The organism is Arthrobacter sp. NPDC055585 (genome assembly GCF_053619115.1).
The window spans coordinates 99,164-118,272 of sequence record NZ_JBSHIT010000011.1 but is presented as its reverse complement, the minus strand read 5'-3'; the positions used below and the strand labels follow the sequence as shown (position 1 = coordinate 118,272).

The window sequence follows — 19,109 nt, the reverse complement described above, 5'->3', positions numbered from 1 at the left end:
CGGATTCGGTGCAGCGCTAGCCGGTTACCGGAATGTAGAGCTGGACGCCGGCGGGAACGACGTCGTCTGTGAGGTTGTTCAGTTCCATGATGTCTGCGACGACGGCACGCGGATCCCGTTCCGGCGCGTACTGGCCGGCGAGGCTCCACAAACTGTCTCCGGTGCTCACGCTGACCTGCTGGGTGCGCGTCACTTCGGCGCCGTCACTGGAGGCCAGGGCCGGTGCCGTGAAGAAACCGATGAAGGTCAGCAGCGCGGCGCCGCCCAGCAGGACCGGAGCGCCGATGAGCAGGAGCCGGCCGCGGCGGGTTAGCTTCAGCGGACCGGCTGGAACGGGACGGCGCTCAGCGCCCTGACGGGCGGCCGCCGGCTGGTCGGCGACGGGGCGTCCCGCGGAGCGCTGAGGAGCGGACATGAAGCGAAGGGAGCCCGGTGAAGTACGGGCTGCCGCAAACTGAACGGACATGGCTAAACCTTTCCGGCCCGAGTCCTTTCCGTACCGGCACAATCCCGGCTTCGAAAGTGGATTCGAACTGTTGGCATCCTTGAATCGAACATGTATTCGATTCCTGCTGTTCCTTTTCTAGCATCTATCTACGAACGCTGTCGAGACTCACTCGAACAAATGTTTGAAAATGACCTTCCGCTCCCCTAGCGTGGGTATCGGCAGGAACCTTGGACTAAAGGAAAACACCCGCCACTGACATTGCCGACTCTCCGGGTCCTCCGGAACGCTTGAAGGGAAGCCGAAGTGCCCCGTAGGACTGACTCCGAAGGCCGCCCGGCTGCCGCTGCTGCGGCCGACTCCCCCCGTCCCCGGGCACTGACCCCGCGGCAGAAGAAGATCCTGGAAACCATCCAGGCGTCCGTCAGCGCCAACGGCTACCCGCCGTCGATGCGCGAGATCGGTGACACGGTTGGACTCGCCAGCCTCTCCAGCGTCACGCACCAGCTGAGCCAGCTGGAGAAGATGGGCTACATCCGCCGCGATCCGAAGCGGCCCCGTGCCATGGAGATCCTGGTGCCTCTGCTGATGCACAAAGAGAAGGCGGATGCAGCGGACACGTCATCAGGCACTGGAACTCCTGCATCAGTCACGGAACTGACTACGGCGGTGGACACGGCAATGGTCCCGCTCGTGGGACGGATCGCCGCAGGCGGACCGATCCTGGCTGACCAGGTGGTGGAGGAAATGGTGCCGCTCCCCCGGCAGCTGGTGGGCCACGGCGAACTCTTTATGCTCCGGGTCTCCGGTGACTCGATGGTCGACGCCGCGATCTGCGACGGTGACTGGGTGGTGGTCCGCCGCCAGCAGACTGCAGAAAACGGCGACATTGTGGCCGCCCTGCTGGATGACGAAGCCACGGTCAAGACCTTCCGGCAGCGCAACGGCCACACCTGGCTGCTGCCGCAGAACACCCGCTACGAACCCATCATGGGCGACCACGCCACCATCATGGGCAAAGTCGTTTCGGTGATGCGTTCCCTGTAGTCAGTGTGACCTGCGGGGACCCGCCCGGACCGGGTGTCCCCGCAATGAAACCAGGCCGGAGCGGCTTAGGCTCCGGCGCGCTGTCCGGCGTTCAGCCGTTCGAGGATGCCCAGCGCCACGGTCCTGTCAGTAGTTGACCAGAACGGCGGCAGCGCCGCGCGCAGGAAACCGCCGTACCGGGCGGTCGCCAGCCGGGAATCCAGCACGGCCACCATGCCGCGGTCCCCCGCGGCGCGGATCAGCCGGCCGGCGCCCTGGGCCAGCCGGACCGCAGCGTGGGTCGCCGAGACGCTCATAAAGCCGTTGCCTCCGGCCTTGGCCACGGCGCGGGTCCGCGCGGTCATCAGCGGATCATCGGGGCGTGGGAACGGAATACGGTCAATGACCACCAGCCGGCAGGCTTCGCCCGGAACGTCCACGCCCTGCCAAAGTGACATGGTCCCGAAAAGGCAGGTCGCGTCGTCTTCCGCGAACTCCTTTACCAGCGCGGACATGGAGGACTCGCCCTGGCACAGGATGGGGAAATCCACCTTCTCACGCAGCGCTGCTGCGGCTTCCTCCGCCGCCCGCCGCGAAGAGAACAGACCCAGTGCGGCGCCCCCTGAGGCTTTCAGCAGCGTTTCAAGCTCTGCCAGCTGCGCCGGTGAGGTGCCGCGGTCCGGTTTGGGCAGATCCTTGGCAACATAAAGGACCCCCTGCCGGGGATAGTCGAAGGGACTGCCGACGTCGGTGCCCGTCCAGGCCGGCGCACCGGCGCCGACGAGGCCCAGTCCTCCGGCTACCGGTCCGAACTCGGAGCCGATCGCCAGGGTGGCTGAGGTAAGCACCACGGTGTGCCCGTCGAAGAGTCCGTCCCGCAGCCTGCCGGCCACGGAAATCGGAGCAACGTTCAGTGTGGCCGGAGCTGAATCATCCGGCGGGGAGTAGCCTTCCCCGGGCGAGAACGTGCTGGGCCTCGATGACCAGAGCACCTCACCGGAATCCGGCGCCTCGAGCAGGCGTTCACAGACTTCCAGCACTCCGAGCAGCCGGGAGCGGGCCATCTGCCGCCCGCCGTCGCCCGCGTCACCGCCCTCAGGCTTGGAATCAGACAGCGCCACCCGGCAGGCTTCACGGACCCGGGAAACCGCCAGCTGCTGTTCCTCGTTGAGACCGGAGGGCATCAGGCCGGCGGGCAGCCCCTCTACCGAGGCGTCGAACGCACGGCCGGCTGCTGCCAGTTCCTCCACTGAGGCGGAGGTGTGCTTGCGGGCGGCGGTGACGGCTGCACTGATGACAGTGCCGGAGAGCTGCCCGGTGACCGCACCGGTGACGCGGTCCTGCAGCTCGTGGGCCTCATCGATGACCACTACGTCGTAGTCCGGGAGCACCGCCAGGCCTTCGAAGGCACTGATGGCCAGCATCGCATGGTTGGTGATCACCAGGTCGGCCACCGCAGCCTTGGCGCGGGCCTGTTCGCTGAAACAGTGCTCGGCCACCGGGCAGCGCTGGGCACCCAGGCATTCCATGGCCGTCACGGACACCTGCCGCCAGGCGCGGTCGCTGACGCCGGGCAGCAGTTCGTCGCGGTCGCCTGTTTCGGTTTCCTCTGCCCAGTCGCGCAGGCGCACCACTTCGCGGCCAAGCGCCGACGTCGGTCCCGCGGCCGGAGCCGGATGGGAGACGGCTTTTTCCTCACCGAGCGTAAACAGCGCGCCGGGATCGTCGTCGTCCGGGAAACCGCCGCCCGTCTTGTGCACGCAGACATAGTTGCTGCGGCCCTTCAGGAGGGCAACGTCCACGTCGCGTGGCAGTTTGGGCTTCAGCGCAGCCAGCAGGCGCGGCACGTCGCGCCCCACGATCTGCGCCTGCAGCGCCAGGGTGGCGGTGGAGACCAGCGCGGGTTTGGTGCTCTCCAGTGAGTGCTGGATCAGCGGCACCAGGTATGCCAGTGACTTGCCCGTACCGGTTCCGGCCTGGACCAGCAGGTGCTTGCCGGATTCGATGGACTCGGCGACTTCGCGTGCCATTTGCTGCTGGCCCGGCCGCTGCTGGCCGCCCATGGCTGTAACGGCCGTCTGCAGCAGGTCCAGGACCTCGGCGGCGGTGTCTTTCTTAGGCATGGCTGAGGAACGGCTCCAGCTCCGGAGCCAGCGAATCGCGGACCTTGACCCGCATCCGGGTTCCGTTTTCCTCATGATCGAGGCGCAGGATCTCGGCATCCTGGCTGTGCAGGCGGGAGACGACGTCGCCGCGCTCGTACGGAACCAGCAGTTCAAGTTCAACACCCGGCCGCGGGATGCCTTCGGAGATTGCCTGCAGCAGTTCCTCAATGCCTTCGCCGGTGCGGGCGGAGACGACGACGGTGCGCGGTTCGCGCTGGCGCAGCCGTTCGATGACAAACGGGTCCGCGGCGTCGGCCTTGTTCAGCACGATGATCTCCGGGATCCGGCGTGCATCGACGTCGGCCAGCACGGAGCGGACCGCAGCGATCTGGCCTTCGGGATCCGGGTGGGAGGCGTCCACAACGTGCAGGATCAGGTCCGAGTCGGCGACTTCCTCCAGCGTGGAGCGGAAGGCTTCCACCAGCTGGGTGGGCAGGGACCGCACAAAACCCACCGTGTCCGCCAGGGTGTAGCCCAGGCCGTCCGGAGTCTCGGCGCGGCGGATAGTCGGGTCCAGGGTAGCGAACAGGGCGTTCTCCACCAGCACGCCGGCGTCGGTGAGCCGGTTCAGCAGCGAGGACTTGCCGGCGTTGGTGTAACCGGCGATCGCTACGGAGGGAATCTGGTTCCGCTGGCGGTTGGCGCGCTTGGTTTCGCGGGCCGGCTTCATGCCGGCGATTTCGCGGCGCAGCTTGGCCATGCGGGTGCGGATCTTCCGGCGGTCCAGCTCGATCTTGGTTTCACCGGGTCCACGTGAGCCCATGCCTGCTCCGGCGCTGCCCACCTGTCCGCCGGCCTGGCGGGACATGGATTCGCCCCAGCCGCGCAGGCGGGGAAGCAGGTATTCCAGCTGGGCCAGTTCAACCTGTGCCTTGCCCTCGCGGGACTTGGCGTGCTGGGCGAAGATGTCCAGGATCAGGGCGGTGCGGTCAATGACCTTCACCTTGACGATGTCTTCCAGTCCGCGGCGCTGGGACGGTGAGAGCTCGCTGTCCACAATGACGGTATCCGCGCCGGTGGCCATCACAACGTCCTTGAGCTCCTGGGCCTTGCCGGAGCCGAGGAAGGTTCCGGGGTCCGGCTTCAGACGGCGCTGGATCATTCCGTCCAGCACCTCGGAACCGGCCGTTTCAGCCAGTGCAGCAAGTTCGCGCAGGGAGTTCTCGGCGTCGGCCGCTGTGCCTTCCGTCCACAGGCCGGCGAGCACAACACGCTCAAGGCGCAGCTGCCGGTATTCAACCTCGGTGACGTCCTCGAGTTCCGTGGACAGTCCTGCCACACGGCGCAGGGCACGGCGGTCCGCGAGGTCCTGCTGATCCCCGTCGTAGTCCGAGTGCTCCGCTTCCTGTGCAGACAAGGCCTGTGCCTGTCCGCGGAATCCAACGGCAGGGTTCACGCTCTGCTTGGCAGCAGCTGCGTCTTCCTTGGCCAGGATCCGGTCGATAACGCCCTGAATCTCTTCGGGCTTCAAATCTGTGGGCGTCGAGCCGGCAGCGGGACGGGAATTGTTGATGGTCATAATCTCCTTAGAAGCGGTGTTAACCATGGTAGGCCAGTGGACCCACATTGTGGCGGGCATCCGGCGGGTTGTGCAATAAGTGCATTTCCGGGCCTCGGAGCCGAATGGGGCCCGGATGCCGTACAGCCACTAATCTTGGTAGTTATGGGTTCAGAGCATTACTTCAGTTCGCAGCCGGCAACGCCGGAGGTCCGCAGGCCGCTGCGTGTCACCTTGGCAGGACGCGAGGTCACCCTCGCAACTTCCGGAGGGATCTTTTCCCCCGACGGCATTGATAAGGGAACGCAGGTACTGCTCTCCGGTATTCCCGATCCGGCTCCCGCGGGCAACCTGCTGGACATTGGCTGCGGCTGGGGCCCGATCGCCCTGACCATGGCACTGAAGTCTCCGCAGGCGCAGGTGTACGCCGTGGACGTCAACGAACGCTCCCTGGGCCTGACCCGGGACAACGCGGCCACGCTGGCACTGGGAAATGTCCACGCATCGCTGCCCGGCGACGTCGACCCGTCCCTGCGTTTTGAAACCATCTGGTCCAACCCGCCCATCCGGATCGGCAAGGATGAGCTGCATGCACTGCTGCTGCTGTGGCTTCCGCGGCTGGCTCCGGGCGGCACAGCGTGGCTGGTAGTCCAGAAGAACCTGGGCTCGGATTCACTCCAGCGCTGGCTGGACGAAAACCTGGGTTCGGACCTTGACGTCGCGCGGCACAGTACAGCGAAGTCCTTCCGCATCCTGAAGGTCCAGCGCAGCGCCTAAGGCGCCGACGGCGCTGGATACCGCCCGCCGGAAGCCAGCCCGGCGTTTGGCCTAAAGCAGGGTTCCGCGGGCTACCAGCACGGCCGGTCCGCTCAGTTCCACGTGCTCGCGGCCTTCCGGCCCAGTCAGGAACCGGATGCCCAGAACTCCGCCGGGCACTGCCACGCTCCAGCTGTTCGGTGCTCCGGCGCCGGCCCAGAAACGGGTGGCGGCGGCTGCTGCGCAGGCTCCGGTGCCGCAGGAGAGGGTTTCCCCCACCCCGCGTTCGTGTACGCGCATGGTCAGCTGGCCAACGCCGTCGAGCACCAGCGGTTCAGCGGGAACCACAAACTCAACGTTGGTGCCCTCTTCCGGGACTGGTTCAACCACCGGCGCCCTCGTCAGGTCGGTGGCGGCAAGCTCAGTCAGTTCAGCCAGCGCGACGACGGTGTGCGGGTTGCCCATGCTCACGGAAAGGCCCGGCCGGGGCACTTCCAGTCCCCCGGCGTTGACCACGGTGTCCATGGCCTTGGCGGCAGCGTGGTCCGGGAAGATGAACTCCCAGGGGCCCATGTCCACGGCGTAGCCGTTCTCCGTACGGGTGACCGTCTTGAGGCCGGCGCGGGTGCCGATCGGCAGTGCCTGGCCTTCGGCGAGCTGCGCGAGCCCTTCTTCCAGCAGGAAGTGCACAAAGACGCGCACGCCGTTGCCGCACATCTCCGAGATGCTGCCGTCACCGTTGCGGTAGTCCATAAACCACTCTGCATCCGGATTGGTCTGCAGCAGTGCCTGGCCTTCGGGCAGGTGCTCTGAGCGCACCGCGCGGATAAAGCCGTCGGCACCGATGCCGTTGTGGCGGTCGCAGACTGCGGCAACCTCGGCGGCGTCGAAGTCCCGCAGCCCGTCAGGATCGGCGACCAGGACAAAATCGTTGCCGGTACCGTGTCCCTTCGCGAAGGCGAGACCGGCAAGGCCGGACGGCAGGCCGGAGGCGGACAGGGCGGCGGGGGAAGTTGTGCTCACTGATCCAGAATAGCGGTGAGCGCCGACTGAAGCAGGTTGGGATCCCGGGCGTCCAGCCACGTGACGCGCGGATCGGCACGGAACCAGGTGAGCTGGCGGCGCGCAAACTGGCGGGTGGCCACCACGGTGTCTTCCACGGCTTGTTCGGTACTCCAGAGCCCGTCGAGGACTTTCAGGAACTGGGCGTAGCCCAGGGCGCGCGAGGCGGTCCGTCCGGTGCGCAGTCCGGCAGCGTCAAGGGCGCGGACTTCCTCCAGCAGGCCGTGCTGGACCATCCGGTCCACGCGCAGGGCCAGGCGTTCGTGCAGCAGGGGACGTTCGACGTCGAGCCCCAGCTGGATGGCCGGCTGGTGGTAGGTGCGGCTGGGCATAAACGAACTGAAGGGACGTCCGGTGAGTTCGTGGACTTCCAGCGCGCGCACCACGCGCCGGGCATCGCCCAAGCGGCCAGCGGAGACGGCGTCGACGGTGCGCAGCCGTTCGCGGAGCGCTTCGAAGCCTTCGCTCTCCAGCTCGGCTTCGATCCGCTGCCTCAGCTGCGGATCCGTGCCGGGGAATTCAAGCACGTCCAGTGCCGCGCGGACGTAGAGTCCGGAGCCGCCCACCAGGATGGGGTACTTGCCGCGGGCGCGGATCTGGTCGATGGCCTCCCGTGCCTGGGTCTGGAACGCGGAGACGCTGGCTTCTTCCGTCACGTCGAGGATGTCCAGCAGGTGGTGCGGGATTCCGCCGCGCTCAGCTTTGGGCAGCTTGGCGGTGCCGATGTCCATGCCGCGGTAGAACTGCATCGAATCGGCGTTGATGATCTCCCCGCCCAGCCGCTGGGCCAGGGCCACGCTGAGGTCGGACTTGCCGGTTCCGGTGGGACCGACGACGGCGAGAACGGGCAGCGGTGCGGCTGTCACCGGCGCGGCGGCAGGGCGGGCATGCCGAGCGAGACGCCGGCACGGGCGGCGCCGTCGGCAGCCGGAGCCGGAACACCGCAGGATTCAGCCTGCGAACGGTCCCAGGCATCTCCGGCCCGGGACCGGCGCAGCGAGTAGTCGGCGGCGGTTGCCGGGTCCGCTACCAGGTGGAAGGCAGCTGCAGACGTGACCGGAACGGTAACGAGGTCTCCCGGACGGGGAACCGGGGCGCCGTCGGGCACGGAGAAGTGCACCAGCCGCTGGTCGCGGGACCGGCCGGAAAGCCGTCCGGTTTCTTCGGACTTGCGGCCTGCCGCAGCGGTGACCATAACCTCGACTGTGGTGCCGATCTGCTTGGCGTTCTCTTCGGCGGCGATGCGGTCCTGCAGCGCGGTGAGACGTTCGAAACGCTCCTGCACCACTGCCTTGGGCAGCTGGTCCGGCAGCTCGGCAGCGGGCGTGCCGGGACGCTTGGAGTACTGGAAGGTGAAGGCGGTGGCGAACCGGGCCTGCTCAACGACGTCGAGCGTGGCCTGGAAGTCCTCTTCCGTCTCCCCCGGGAACCCGACGATGATGTCCGTGGAGATGGCGGCGTGCGGCATCTGCCGGCGGACCTTCTCCAGGATGCCCAGGAACTTCTTGGACCGGTAGGACCGGCGCATGTCCTTCAGGACCTTGTCCGAGCCGGACTGCAGCGGCATGTGCAGCTGGGGCATCACGTTGTGGGTTTCGGCCATGGCGTCGATGACGTCGTCCGTGAAGGCCGCCGGGTGGGGGCTGGTGAAGCGGACCCGCTCGAGTCCCTCAATGGACCCGCAGGCGCGCAGCAGCTTTGCGAAGGCACCGCGGTCGCCGAACTCAACGCCGTAGGAGTTCACGTTCTGGCCCAGCAGGGTCACTTCGATCGCGCCGTCGTCCACCAGGGCCTGGACTTCGGCGAGGATCTCCCCCGGCCGCCGGTCGCGTTCCTTGCCGCGCAGGGACGGGACAATGCAGAACGTGCAGGTGTTGTTGCAGCCGACGGAGATGGACACCCAGCCCGAGTAGACGGAGTCCCGCTTGGTGGGCAGCGTGGAGGGGAAAACCTCCAGGGATTCCAGGATCTCCAGCTGCGCTGCGTCGTTGTGCCGGGCCCGCTCCAGCAAGGCGGGCAGGGCACCGATGTTGTGGGTGCCGAAGACGGCGTCGACAAACGGCGCCTTGGCCAGGATGGTGTCACGGTCCTTCTGCGCCAGGCAGCCACCGACGGCGATCTGCATGCCGGGGCGGGATTCCTTGACCCGGGCCAGCTGTCCGAGGTTGCCGTATAGCTTGTTGTCCGCGTTCTCGCGCACGGCGCAGGTATTAAAGACGACGACGTCGGCGTCGCCCTCCTGGGCCGGAACGTACCCTGCGCCTTCGAGGAGGCCGGAGATCCGTTCGGAATCGTGGACGTTCATCTGGCAGCCGAAGGTCCGCACCTGGTAGGTGCGCTGGTGCTCTTCGGCGGCCGGGCCGGCTAGCGGTTCGGACGCGGGACGGGATACAGACAGGCTCACCCTACAAGGGTACGTCCCGCCGGGCACCGCTCCGCAATTTCCCCCGAGAGGCCAGTTACGGCTCTTTTGAGCGCTGGGAAGAGCCGTAACTGGCCTTTCGGCGGTTTGGGATTAGTACCAGTTGTTGGCGTAGTGGAAGTTCAACGCCGAGCAGGGGCTGCCGTAACGGGACTCGATGTAGGTCAGGCCCCAGTTGATCTGCGTGCGGTAGTTGGTCTGCCAGTCACCGCCGGCGGTGGCAAGCTTGACGCCCGGCAGCGCCTGCGGGATGCCGTACGCTCCGGAGCTGGCATTCGTAGCGCTGGTAAGCCATTCAGATTCCTTGGTCCACAGGGTGTCCAGGCACGTCATCTGGGAAGCTTCCCAGCCGTGGCCGCCCAGGACAGACGCGGCATAGGCCTTGGCGCCTGCGGGGTCATCAACGGGAACCGAGGCAGCAGCGATCCGGGCGGCTTCCTCGGCGGCAGCCTGTTCAGCGGCGGCCTGCTCTGCAGCAGCCTGTTCGGCGGCGGCTGCGGCTTCGGCTTCTCGGGAGGCGGCAGCCTGCGCTTCTGCCTCCACTGCGGCGGCCTGCTCTGCTGCAGCGGCCTGCTGGTCCGCTGCCTGCTCCTCTGCGGCGTGCTGCTCTGCGCCGGGCTCCGGCGTGGGCATGGCCTGTGCAGCGGTGTCCGTACTTTCAGTGTCCGGCGCGCTCGACGGTGATGCCTCGGGTTCGGCCACCGGTGCGTCGGTGAACAGCGGCAGGGCAAGGCTGGCCAGCTGGATTCCTGCGGTGGCACGCAGGTCTTCTTCACCGACTGCGCTGCCGGCGGTTCCGACCACCATGATTCCGCCGAGGACGGCAACGGCCCCAACCTTCATCCGGTTGCGGCGGCGCTGCATGGCGCGCTGCTGCCTCTGTTCACGACGGCCCTGTGAGTTCTCCATAGGTCCGGGACTGTACACAGCAATTCTGAGACAGATCGCGAATTGGTAACGGCCGTGTTGCGTTTGTGTAACGGAGCCGCTTTAATACCAGCCCTTAAGCTCCGAGTGCGCCCAGGCGCCGCACGGGGTGCCGTAGCGCTGGCTGATGTAGCTCAGGCCCCAGTGGATCTGCGTGCGGTAGTTGGTCCGCCAGTCACTGCCTGCAGCTGCCATTTTGTCCCCCGGAAGCGACTGTGGAATTCCGTAGGCTCCGCTGTACGGATTCATGGCGCTGGTCAGCCAGTTTGATTCCCGGTTCCATAAATCCACGAGGCACCGGAACTCGCCGCTGTTCCATCCGTGACCACCCATAAGCGAGGACGCATACGCCTGCGCACCGGCAGGATCATTTACCGGCGCTGCCGGGGGCGGCGGTGGCGGAGCGGGTGCCGGCGCAGGGGCGGGAGCAGGCGGCTGAGGAGCTGCCACCGGCGGGTTTGACGGAACCGGTACGGGGGCCGGAGCGGGAGCCGAGGGTGATTCAGGCGGTGCGGGGCGGGTGGGATTTGTGGGATTAATCACCTGTTCAGCCTCGCGCGGCGGCGTTTTTCCGGCCGCACGCCGTGCTTCTTCTGCCTGCTGGCGTACCGACTCTTCCAATCTGTCGGCCTGCAGGCGGGCAAGTTCTGCTTCGACGCTGGTGCGGCGGAGGTCTGCCAGCTGCGCAGCCAGCACCGCAGTGCGTTCTTCCTGTGCCCTAACGGCTTCCTCTGCCGCCGCGGTTGCAGACTGGGCGTCTTCATACTGGGCCTGGGCCGCGGCCGCGAGTTCTCCGCGAACCTCCCGTTCGGCCTCCTCCGCTTCTTCCAGGGAAGCTGCTGCCTGTTCGGCTGCCTCCGCTTCATCGAAGAGGCGTGAAGTGCGCTCGGTTACCAGTGAAAGTGTGGTGATCCGGTCAAGATGCGCAACGCCCTCTTCAGCGTCGAGAAGAAAGAGGACGGTGCTGTCCATTCCGCCTGTCTTGTAGGTCTGGGCTGCCAGTGCTCCCACCTGGCTGCGCAGCTCCTCAGCACGGGCGGACGCAGCGCTGCGCTGGGCGGAAAGGCCAGCCAGCCTTGCGTCGCTGGCTTCAAGTTCGGACCGCAGCTCGTCGTAGCGGCCGGACGCCGTAACGGCGGCGTTGCCCAGGTTGCCCGCCTCGTCGTACAGCCGGTCAAGATGCTCTTCGAGCTCAAGGACCTGCGCTTCGGTGGCGGATGTATTCGCTTTCGCCGCCGAGATGTCCTCCCAGGACGGATACTCATCGGCAGCGGCCGGGGACACGCCCGCAAGCAGAGCAGCGGCAAGCATGCCGGCGGCTGTGGCTGCAGTCAGGGCAGGGGTCTGCAACTTCCGCCCCATTAGCCTCACAGTAAACATAGTGATGTCAGCATACGGCACCCGCTGCCGGGGCCTTCGGGACGGGTCTGGACGGTTACGTTTCGCCGTTCCGGCGTGCGCCGAGCGCGTCGTTGACTACAGAGAATCCCAGGGATGGCGAATAGCCTTTGCGGGCGAGCATTGAAACGAGCCGCCGGACAAGCTTGTCCCGTTCCTTGGCGTCTTCGGGAACGGACGCGCGGCGGAGTTTTCGCTCTACAAGATCCCGGGCTGCCTCGGTTTCGTCATCGGCGGTGATCTGTTCCAAGGCCTCTTCGGCCAGCTGAGGCTCAATACCCTTTCCGGCGAGCTCCCTGCGGATCGCAGACCGTGCCAGGGATCGGGTCTGGGACCGGCTGCGGACCCACATGCGGGCAAACTCCGCGTCGTCAATCAGCTGGACTTCTTCGAACCGGTCCAGCACGGCTTCAGCGACGTCCTCGGGCACGTCCCGTTCTGCCAGTTTGTCTGCGAGCTGCTTCCGGCTCTTGGCCGAGCTGGTCAGCTGGCGCAGGATGATCGCGCGGGCAACTGAGTGCGGGTCTGCCTCCGGCGTTGAATCGGCCGCGGAACCGGGGGTGGGGCCTTCCTGGCCATCCACCCCCGGCCTGCGGCGGCGCTGCTGCATTGGCGCTAGCTACGCGCCGGCTGCTGCCGCGCTGGCCTTGCCTTCAGGGGCCTGCTCTTCGGGCTGGGCGTCAACGCCGAGCTTGACGCGCAGCCGCCGTTCGATTTCGTCTGCCAGTTCCGGGTTGTCCCGGAGGAAGCGGCGGGAGTTTTCCTTGCCCTGTCCCAGCTGGTCTCCGTCATAGGTGAACCAGGCACCGGACTTCTTGACGATGCCGTGCTCCACGCCCATGTCGATCAGGCCGCCTTCGCGGGAAATGCCCTGCCCGTAAATGATGTCGAACTCAGCCTGCTTGAAAGGCGGGGCCATCTTGTTCTTGACGATCTTGGCCCGGGTTCGGTTACCAACCGGGTTGGTGCCTTCCTTCAGGGTCTCGATGCGGCGGACGTCGATGCGGACCGAAGCATAGAACTTCAGGGCCTTGCCGCCGGTGGTGGTCTCCGGGCTGCCGAAGAAGACGCCGATCTTCTCACGCAGCTGGTTGATGAAGATGGCGGTGGTCTTGGTCTGGCTCAGGCGTCCGGTGATCTTTCGGAGGGCCTGGCTCATCAGCCGGGCCTGCAGGCCCACGTGGCTGTCGCCCATTTCGCCTTCGATTTCGGCGCGGGGCACGAGGGCAGCCACGGAGTCGATGACCACAATGTCCAGCGAGCCGGAGCCGACCAGCATGTCCATGATCTCCAGGGCCTGTTCACCGGTGTCCGGCTGGGAAACCAGCAGGGCGTCGGTGTCGACGCCAAGCTTCTTGGCGTATTCAGGGTCCAGGGCGTGCTCGGCGTCGATGAACGCTGCGATACCGCCGTTCTTCTGCGCGTTGGCCACGGCGTGCAGTGCCACGGTGGTCTTACCGGAGGATTCGGGTCCGTAGATCTCCACGACGCGTCCCCGGGGAAGTCCGCCAATACCCAGGGCGATGTCCAGCGCGATGGAGCTGGTGGAGATTGTTTCGATCGGGGCGCGGGTCTCGTCGCCCAGCCGCATGATCGAGCCCTTGCCGAACTGCTTGTCGATCTGGGCCAGTGCTGCTTCGAGTGCTTTGGCGCGGTCTGGAGCGGCCATTCTTCACCTCTGTTGTTGTGGCTGTTGCTGTTGTTCCCGGCCCGTGGGCCGACTGTCGGTTGCTCACTGAAAACCGTATGCGACGGCACTGACATTGCCGTGGCGGCCAGATGCCGGTGTGGACAGCCGGAGCGGGGCGGACCAGTTGCTGCCCCTGTGTAGGAGCATATCGGGATCCGAACAGATATTCGAATAGGCCTCCCCGCGTGTCTAGGCCTCTTTAGGTTTGATGTCCCGCCCAAGCCGGCGTTCCCGCGGCACTTCCTGCATCTCGCAGACCTCCAGCCAGACGCGCTTCGGATCAGTTCCGTTCTCCAGCGCCTGCAGGGCCGTCCGTCCGTTCAGCCCGGTCAGCACGAGGTCCGCTGCCAGCACACGGGAATAGGCAGACCCGAATTCGTCGTCCATAAGCCGCCAGAAATCACTGATTCGCATCAATTAATCCTCTCACGCCTTCCCGCTCCGCTGCGCCCGGCAGAGCCTGTTCACCCACAGCGCGAAGACCAGGGCGAATGGGCTGCGCCGCCTAGAATAGGGTCCATGACCGATAAGCCGCCGGCAACCGTTCCCGCACCGAACCAGGCCATAGAGAACCTCGAACAGGAGCTGAGCGTCCTGTGGCGCCGGGCGCGGGCAGCGTCCCAGCGTGTGGCCAGGGCAGTGCATCCTGACCTTGAGCCGGCCGCCTACGGGCTTCTGGTCCTTCTGCAGCGCCGCGGGCCGCTTCGCCTGACGGACGTGGCAGCGGCCATCGGCGTCGGGAAGCCTTCCGTAAGCCGGCAGATCGTTATGCTCGAGTCCCTGGGCCTGGTCGAGAAGCAGGCCGACCCCGAGGACGGCCGGGCGCAGACCATCAGCCTTACCGAATCCGGCAGTGAACAGCTGGCCACAACCCAGCGGGCGCGGGAGAAGCACTTCCGTTCGCTGCTGTCTTCCTGGGATGAGGAAGAGGTTCATACGCTCAGCGTGCTGCTCCACAAACTCAACGCCTCCGAAGTCCCCGGCGCAGGCAGGTAACACCCGGAACATACAAAAGACCCCGCCTTCGGACGGGGTCTTTTGGTGTGTCTTGGGACGGGCAGCAAATGGCGGCTGCCCGAGGTTGTTACGGCGTGCGGGCCAGGTCCCGAGCCAGGTCCTCCGGGAGTTCGCGGGCAAACTCGCGCGAGAACTCCGTAGGAACGGTATCGGGAATGGAAACGCCTTCGGCACTGGCCACACGGTCACTGACCTCACGAAGCATCAGGGACAGAGGTACATCGAGAGCACTGCAGATTGAAGACAGGAGTTCAGAAGAAGCTTCCTTCTGTCCCCGCTCAACTTCGCTCAGGTAACCGAGCGAAACCCGGGCACTGTGCGACACCTCACGCAGGGTACGGCCCTGGCGCTGGCGTACGTCGCGGAGTACATCACCAATCTCGTGGCGTAGAACTACCATCTTGCGCTCCTTAGGCTCCCGGTGTGCATCTTCCGCCAACCCTACATCCCGCCAGCGAATGACGCCGTTCACGGACACGGGTTGCTTTACCATGTGTATGTCCTGCTCCCTTATCGATCCGTCCGCGGTGGAAACCGCGGAATGTCTACGATCCTAAACCGGAAACCTTGGTGGTTCCTGATACTAACAACTGACGCCCCTGCGGATTTGTTCCCGGGCTGCGTTAGGAGCTGCGAGGACCGGATGTTTTTCCGGATTCAGGGCTCCACTGACCGGCAAGCAGCTCAAGGGCGGCGGCGCAGGCCTGGGACCGGATTGACGCGCGGTCCCCGTCGAAGTGGAATTCGTGCGAAGAGGCGCCGCCGGGACCGGCGAGGCCAATGAACACGGTGCCGACTTCCTTGCCGTCGTGGGGGTCCGGACCGGCAACACCGGTGGTGGACACGCCAAAATCTGCGTCCAGGAGAGTGCGCACGCCGGCTGCCATTTCCTCGGCAACCCGGGCATCGACCGAGCCGGCTGAGGCCAGCAGCGCCCCGTCCACGCCCAGGACCTTGTTCTTGACACTGTTTTGGTACGCAACTACCCCGCCCTGCAGCACTGCAGATGCGCCGGCAACGGTCCCCAGTTCGGCAGCGACCATCCCCGCGGTCAGCGATTCGGCGGCGGCGATCCGTTTCCCGGCCGCTGCGGCTGCGGCGATGATCCGCTCCGGGACGGTGCTCATGCGGTGTGGCCCGTATTCCCGCGGGCTCCGGCGCGCAGCTTCACTGCCTGGACAACATAGTCCAGCCCGGTCAGCACGGTGACGACGACGGCGGCGGCCATCACGGTGGCGCTGATCCACCAGGCCCAGTCCCCCAGCCACGAAGTCAGCGGCAGCAGGAACAGGAAGATGGCGAAGGTCTGGATAACGGTCTTGAGCTTGCCCCCGCGGGAGGCTGCCATGACGCCGTAGCGGATCACCACAAAGCGCATCACGGTGATGCCGATTTCGCGGACCAGGATCACGATGGTCACCCACCACCAGAGCTCACCCAGGATGGAGAGCATCACCAGGGCGGAGCCAATCAGCAGCTTGTCCGCAATGGGGTCGGCGATCTTGCCGAAGTCGGTGATCAGTCCGCGGCTGCGGGCCAGGTCACCGTCGAGCTTGTCGGTGTAGATGGCCACGGCGAACGTTGCCACCGCCAGCCAGCGGAAGAGTCCGTCCCTGCCGTCGTCGGCCACCAGAAACCAGATAAACAGGGGCACCATGACGATGCGGATGACCGTCAGGACGTTGGCGATATTGAGGGTGGGTACCCGTTCGGTTCCAGAATTGCTCACGAAACCAGCCTAACCGGATTCAGCGGCCGGTGAGGTTCCACGCGTCCTCTGAACCGTCGCCGTCGTCGCTGGATCCCTCGGCGCCGTCGTAATAATCCTGTGCCTGCGGCCGTGAGTCCAGGTCCTGGGCCACCAGGTCCACCGGTCCCCCGGCGTCGAACCCGTGGTTGACGTTGGCGTTGTCCGCCAGCGCTGCGGTTTCAGCGGCGTCCGGCCCGGCCAGCGCCTCGCCGCCCTGGATGGCGGCAAGGGTTGCTGCCAGGTCATCCGGCTTGACCAGCACGTCGCGGGCCTTGGAGCCCTCGGACGGGCCCACCACGCCGCGGGATTCGAGCAGGTCCATGAGGCGGCCGGCCTTGGCGAAGCCGACCCGCAGCTTGCGCTGGAGCATGGAGGTGGAGCCGAACTGCGTGGTTACCACCAGTTCGGTAGCCTGCAGCAGCACGTCGAGGTCGTCTCCGATGTCGTCGTCGATCTGCTTCTTCGGCGCGGTGACCGTGACGTCCTCGCGGTACGTTGCCTGGAGCTGGTTCTTGACGTGCTCCACCACGCGGTGGATCTCGGATTCAGTGACCCAGGCGCCCTGGACACGGATCGGCTTGTTGGAACCCATCGGCAGGAACAGGGCGTCGCCCTGGCCCAGCAGCTTCTCCGCGCCGGGCTGGTCCAGGACCACGCGGGAGTCAGTGACCGAGGACGTCGCGAAGGCCATGCGCGAAGGCACGTTGGCCTTGATCAGGCCGGTTACGACGTCGACGGACGGACGCTGCGTTGCCAGCACCAGGTGGATGCCGGCCGCACGGGCCAGCTGGGTGATGCGCACGATTGAGTCTTCGACGTCCCTCGGGGCGACCATCATGAGGTCCGCGAGCTCGTCCACGATCACCAGCAGGTACGGGTAGGGCTTCAGGACACGTTTGGAACCGGCCGGCGGCACCACTTTGCCGTTGCGGACAGCCTTGTTGAAGTCGTCGATGTGCTTGTAGCCGAAGTTCGCCAGGTCGTCATAGCGGGTGTCCATTTCCCGGACCACCCACTGCAGTGCCTCGGCAGCCTTCTTCGGGTTGGTGATGATGGGCGTGATCAGGTGCGGAACGCCCTCGTAGGCGGTTAGCTCCACACGCTTGGGGTCCACCATGACCATCCGCACCTCGTCCGGGGTGGAGCGCATCAGGATGGAGGTGATCATCGAGTTCACGAACGAGGACTTGCCGGCGCCGGTTGCGCCGGCAACAAGCAGGTGGGGCATCTTGGCAAGGTTGGCGACGACGAACCCGCCCTCGACGTCCTTGCCCACCCCCATGACCATGGGGTGCTCGGTCTTGCGGGCGGCGTTGGAGCGCAGCACGTCACCCAGGGCAACGACTTCCTTGTCCGCGTTCGGGATCTCAATGCCGATGGCGGATTTGCCCGGGATCGGCGAGAGGATGCGCACGTCGGAGCTGGCGACGGCATAGGAGATGTTCTTGGACAGCGCCGTGACGCGCTCCACCTTGGTGCCTTCGCCGAGTTCGATCTCGTAGCGGGTGACCGTCGGACCGCGGGAGAAGCCGGTGACCTTGGCGTCCACGTTGAACTGCTCCAGGGTGCGGGTCAGCGCCGCCACGACGGCGTCGTTGGCTTCGGAGCGCTCCTTGGCTGGCGGGCCGGAAGGCAGGAATTCCGAGGGCGGCAGCGTGTAGGTGACGTCGCCGGAGAGCTGGAGCTGTTCGGTGCGCTGCGGGATGGGGGCCGACGGCGGCACGTGAGCCACCGGGCGGGAAGGAACCGGCGGAACGGGCGGAGCGGCGACGAGCGACGCCGCTGCCTCGGGCACCAGGGAAATGGCTTCCGTGGGCGGCTCGGCGTCTTCCAGGCCCTGGTCGCGGCGGAGTTTCTGGGTAGCCAGCTCGGACTTGGTGGGACGGCGCACTCCCGGCGGGACCTGCGGTTCGGCTGCGGCAGCCGCCTCCTGGCGCTCTTCCTCGTCCCGCAGCAGCGCTGCTTCGAAAGCTTCGTCTCCGGCGAACCCGTCGCTGTGCTCCTCCTCAGCTTCCTTCTTGGCCCGGCCGAAGCGGCGTTCCTTCTTGGGCTTCGCCGGGCGCTCCGTGGCGTACAGGTAGCTCTGGTCGTGGGCTTCGGGATCGTCCGCGGCCAGGTCCTGGCCCATGAGGTGCTCGTACAGGGCCCGCAGGCGCAGCGGAATGTGCCGGAACGGCGTGGCGGTGACGATCAGGACGGAGATAAAGACCAGCAGCGAAAGCAGGACGATGACCGGCCACGCGGTGATGGCGGCTGAGAGCGGTCCGGCGACGAGGAAGCCGACGATGCCCCCGGAGACCCAGAGCCGGTCGAACCCGTCGGAGAGCGCGGGGGCGCCTCCGATCAGGTGCGTGATGCCGGCACCGGAGCAGAGCATGATGGTCAGCCCGATGCTGATGCGGCCGTTGGCCCGGTGCCGTTCGGGATACCGGAACAGCCGTACTGAGGCGGTCAGGAGCATAAAGGGCAGCACTACGGCCATCCAGCCGAACGTGCCTGCAGCGCCGGCGTGGATGATGTCTGCCACGGGGCCGCGCAGCGCCCACCATTCAACGGTGGCGATCAGGAGCGCGGTCAGGATCAGGAAGAAACCGGTTCCGTCCCGGCGGATCTCGCGGTCCGGTGCAACGTCGGTGCCAAGCTTGCGGACGCCGGCGCCGACGATGCGGGCCACGCCCATCCAGGCACCCTGGATGGCCCGCAGCGGAAGCGGCAGCGTTTCCTCGGGCTGGGCCTTGGCGGCAGGGCGGCTGGAAGACTTCCCGCGCTGCGCGGACTTCTGGCCGCCGCGGGCTGGAGTCCGGCTGGTGGAACTGCCGCGCGCGGCAGGGGAAGTACGAGTCGCCATAGGTGCCACGCTACCGGAGAGCGGGGACAAACCGGCGAATATACGCGCCAAACGGGCGCTGTTCCTTCCCCGGACCGGCGTGCATCCGGGGAAGGAATCGGCGTC

18 protein-coding genes are annotated in these 19,109 nt (G+C 66.4%); 3 read left to right on the top strand and 15 right to left on the bottom strand.

Going from position 1 to position 19,109, the window contains the following annotated elements; genetic code table 11:
- Positions 1 to 16: 16 nt before the first annotated feature.
- Entirely contained in the window at positions 17 to 466 is a 450-nt protein-coding gene (locus ACWGQ2_RS16830; protein WP_452019304.1) for a LysM peptidoglycan-binding domain-containing protein, read from the bottom strand.
- A 357-nt stretch (positions 467 to 823) separates the two neighbouring features.
- Between ACWGQ2_RS16830 and lexA the strand changes: the two genes are divergently transcribed.
- Positions 824 to 1,492: a transcriptional repressor LexA gene (lexA, locus tag ACWGQ2_RS16825; protein ID WP_452019389.1), complete on the top strand. Its 669-nt coding sequence runs from the start codon at positions 824 to 826 to the stop codon at positions 1,490 to 1,492.
- A 65-nt stretch (positions 1,493 to 1,557) separates the two neighbouring features.
- Here the strand turns inward: lexA and ACWGQ2_RS16820 are convergent, their stop codons facing one another.
- Positions 1,558 to 3,594, bottom strand: a complete 2,037-nt coding sequence (locus ACWGQ2_RS16820) for an ATP-dependent DNA helicase (protein WP_452019302.1) — start codon at positions 3,592 to 3,594, stop codon at positions 1,558 to 1,560.
- Positions 3,587 to 5,155, bottom strand: a complete 1,569-nt coding sequence (gene hflX / locus ACWGQ2_RS16815) for a GTPase HflX (RefSeq protein WP_452019300.1) — start codon at positions 5,153 to 5,155, stop codon at positions 3,587 to 3,589. Before hflX ends, ACWGQ2_RS16820 begins: the two co-directional genes overlap by 8 nt.
- A 144-nt stretch (positions 5,156 to 5,299) precedes the next feature.
- On the opposite strand from hflX, the gene ACWGQ2_RS16810 reads away from it, so the two are divergent.
- On the top strand, positions 5,300 to 5,911 hold the full coding sequence (locus ACWGQ2_RS16810; RefSeq protein WP_452019298.1) for a class I SAM-dependent methyltransferase: 612 nt from the start codon (positions 5,300 to 5,302) through the stop codon (positions 5,909 to 5,911).
- A gap of 51 nt (positions 5,912 to 5,962) precedes the next feature.
- On the opposite strand, the gene dapF is transcribed toward ACWGQ2_RS16810, so the two are convergent.
- The 8 genes from dapF to ACWGQ2_RS16770 all read right to left on the bottom strand — a co-directional run bounded on the left by dapF (position 5,963) and on the right by ACWGQ2_RS16770 (position 13,803).
- The gene (gene dapF, locus ACWGQ2_RS16805) at positions 5,963 to 6,913 is read right to left on the bottom strand and encodes a diaminopimelate epimerase (RefSeq protein ID WP_452019296.1); all 951 of its coding nucleotides are present in this window, start codon (positions 6,911 to 6,913) and stop codon (positions 5,963 to 5,965) included.
- A complete protein-coding gene (gene miaA, locus ACWGQ2_RS16800; RefSeq protein ID WP_452019294.1) occupies positions 6,910 to 7,818 on the bottom strand; it encodes a tRNA (adenosine(37)-N6)-dimethylallyltransferase MiaA in 909 nt (302 codons plus the stop codon). Before miaA ends, dapF begins: the two co-directional genes overlap by 4 nt.
- A complete protein-coding gene (miaB, locus tag ACWGQ2_RS16795) occupies positions 7,815 to 9,350 on the bottom strand; it encodes a tRNA (N6-isopentenyl adenosine(37)-C2)-methylthiotransferase MiaB (RefSeq protein ID WP_452019387.1) in 1,536 nt (511 codons plus the stop codon). The genes miaA and miaB overlap by 4 nt, the downstream gene beginning before the upstream one ends.
- A 117-nt stretch (positions 9,351 to 9,467) precedes the next feature.
- Positions 9,468 to 10,283 carry an aggregation-promoting factor C-terminal-like domain-containing protein gene (locus ACWGQ2_RS16790; protein ID WP_452019292.1) on the bottom strand — a complete coding sequence of 272 codons (816 nt, stop codon included), beginning with the start codon at positions 10,281 to 10,283 and terminating at the stop codon, positions 9,468 to 9,470.
- 81 nt (positions 10,284 to 10,364) lie between these two features.
- Positions 10,365 to 11,663 (bottom strand): coiled-coil domain-containing protein, encoded by a 1,299-nt coding sequence (locus tag ACWGQ2_RS16785; protein ID WP_452019290.1) that lies wholly within the window; start codon positions 11,661 to 11,663, stop codon positions 10,365 to 10,367.
- 73 nt (positions 11,664 to 11,736) lie between these two features.
- The gene (locus ACWGQ2_RS16780; RefSeq protein ID WP_452019288.1) at positions 11,737 to 12,309 is read right to left on the bottom strand and encodes a regulatory protein RecX; all 573 of its coding nucleotides are present in this window, start codon (positions 12,307 to 12,309) and stop codon (positions 11,737 to 11,739) included.
- A gap of 9 nt (positions 12,310 to 12,318) precedes the next feature.
- Complete coding sequence (gene recA, locus ACWGQ2_RS16775; protein WP_422401731.1) at positions 12,319 to 13,368, bottom strand: recombinase RecA; 1,050 nt, start codon at positions 13,366 to 13,368, stop codon at positions 12,319 to 12,321.
- A gap of 210 nt (positions 13,369 to 13,578) precedes the next feature.
- Positions 13,579 to 13,803 (bottom strand): DUF3046 domain-containing protein, encoded by a 225-nt coding sequence (locus ACWGQ2_RS16770; RefSeq protein ID WP_452019286.1) that lies wholly within the window; start codon positions 13,801 to 13,803, stop codon positions 13,579 to 13,581.
- Between the two features lie 105 nt (positions 13,804 to 13,908).
- Between ACWGQ2_RS16770 and ACWGQ2_RS16765 the strand changes: the two genes are divergently transcribed.
- The gene (locus ACWGQ2_RS16765; protein ID WP_452019284.1) at positions 13,909 to 14,385 is read left to right on the top strand and encodes a MarR family winged helix-turn-helix transcriptional regulator; all 477 of its coding nucleotides are present in this window, start codon (positions 13,909 to 13,911) and stop codon (positions 14,383 to 14,385) included.
- 88 nt (positions 14,386 to 14,473) lie between these two features.
- Here ACWGQ2_RS16765 and ACWGQ2_RS16760 read toward each other — a convergent pair whose 3' ends face one another.
- The 4 genes from ACWGQ2_RS16760 to ACWGQ2_RS16745 form a co-directional block, all read right to left on the bottom strand.
- Positions 14,474 to 14,899, bottom strand: a complete 426-nt coding sequence (locus ACWGQ2_RS16760) for a helix-turn-helix domain-containing protein (RefSeq protein ID WP_422401734.1) — start codon at positions 14,897 to 14,899, stop codon at positions 14,474 to 14,476.
- Between the two features lie 130 nt (positions 14,900 to 15,029).
- Positions 15,030 to 15,533, bottom strand: coding sequence for a CinA family protein (locus ACWGQ2_RS16755; RefSeq protein WP_452019282.1), 504 nt, complete (start codon positions 15,531 to 15,533; stop codon positions 15,030 to 15,032).
- On the bottom strand, positions 15,530 to 16,135 hold the full coding sequence (gene pgsA / locus ACWGQ2_RS16750; RefSeq protein WP_452019280.1) for a CDP-diacylglycerol--glycerol-3-phosphate 3-phosphatidyltransferase: 606 nt from the start codon (positions 16,133 to 16,135) through the stop codon (positions 15,530 to 15,532). The genes ACWGQ2_RS16755 and pgsA overlap by 4 nt, the downstream gene beginning before the upstream one ends.
- 19 nt (positions 16,136 to 16,154) lie before the next feature.
- Positions 16,155 to 19,004: a DNA translocase FtsK 4TM domain-containing protein gene (locus tag ACWGQ2_RS16745; protein ID WP_452019278.1), complete on the bottom strand. Its 2,850-nt coding sequence runs from the start codon at positions 19,002 to 19,004 to the stop codon at positions 16,155 to 16,157.
- Between the last annotated feature and the right edge of the window lie 105 nt (positions 19,005 to 19,109).

Excerpts from the sequence above, each read along its gene's own strand:
- ACWGQ2_RS16770 (WP_452019286.1), bottom strand. The coding sequence starts at position 13,803 with ATGCGAATCAGTGATTTCTGGCGGCTTATGGACGACGAATTCGGGTCT.
- ACWGQ2_RS16790 (WP_452019292.1), bottom strand. The coding sequence starts at position 10,283 with ATGGAGAACTCACAGGGCCGTCGTGAACAGAGGCAGCAGCGCGCCATG.
- hflX (WP_452019300.1), bottom strand. The coding sequence starts at position 5,155 with ATGACCATCAACAATTCCCGTCCCGCTGCCGGCTCGACGCCCACAGAT.
- ACWGQ2_RS16760 (WP_422401734.1), bottom strand. The coding sequence starts at position 14,899 with ATGGTAAAGCAACCCGTGTCCGTGAACGGCGTCATTCGCTGGCGGGAT.
- ACWGQ2_RS16820 (WP_452019302.1), bottom strand. The coding sequence starts at position 3,594 with ATGCCTAAGAAAGACACCGCCGCCGAGGTCCTGGACCTGCTGCAGACG.
- ACWGQ2_RS16780 (WP_452019288.1), bottom strand. The coding sequence starts at position 12,309 with ATGCAGCAGCGCCGCCGCAGGCCGGGGGTGGATGGCCAGGAAGGCCCC.
- ACWGQ2_RS16755 (WP_452019282.1), bottom strand. The coding sequence starts at position 15,533 with ATGAGCACCGTCCCGGAGCGGATCATCGCCGCAGCCGCAGCGGCCGGG.
- recA (WP_422401731.1), bottom strand. The coding sequence starts at position 13,368 with ATGGCCGCTCCAGACCGCGCCAAAGCACTCGAAGCAGCACTGGCCCAG.
- ACWGQ2_RS16810 (WP_452019298.1), top strand. The coding sequence starts at position 5,300 with ATGGGTTCAGAGCATTACTTCAGTTCGCAGCCGGCAACGCCGGAGGTC.
- ACWGQ2_RS16745 (WP_452019278.1), bottom strand. The coding sequence starts at position 19,004 with ATGGCGACTCGTACTTCCCCTGCCGCGCGCGGCAGTTCCACCAGCCGG.
- ACWGQ2_RS16785 (WP_452019290.1), bottom strand. The coding sequence starts at position 11,663 with ATGGGGCGGAAGTTGCAGACCCCTGCCCTGACTGCAGCCACAGCCGCC.
- ACWGQ2_RS16765 (WP_452019284.1), top strand. The coding sequence starts at position 13,909 with ATGACCGATAAGCCGCCGGCAACCGTTCCCGCACCGAACCAGGCCATA.
- ACWGQ2_RS16830 (WP_452019304.1), bottom strand. The coding sequence starts at position 466 with ATGTCCGTTCAGTTTGCGGCAGCCCGTACTTCACCGGGCTCCCTTCGC.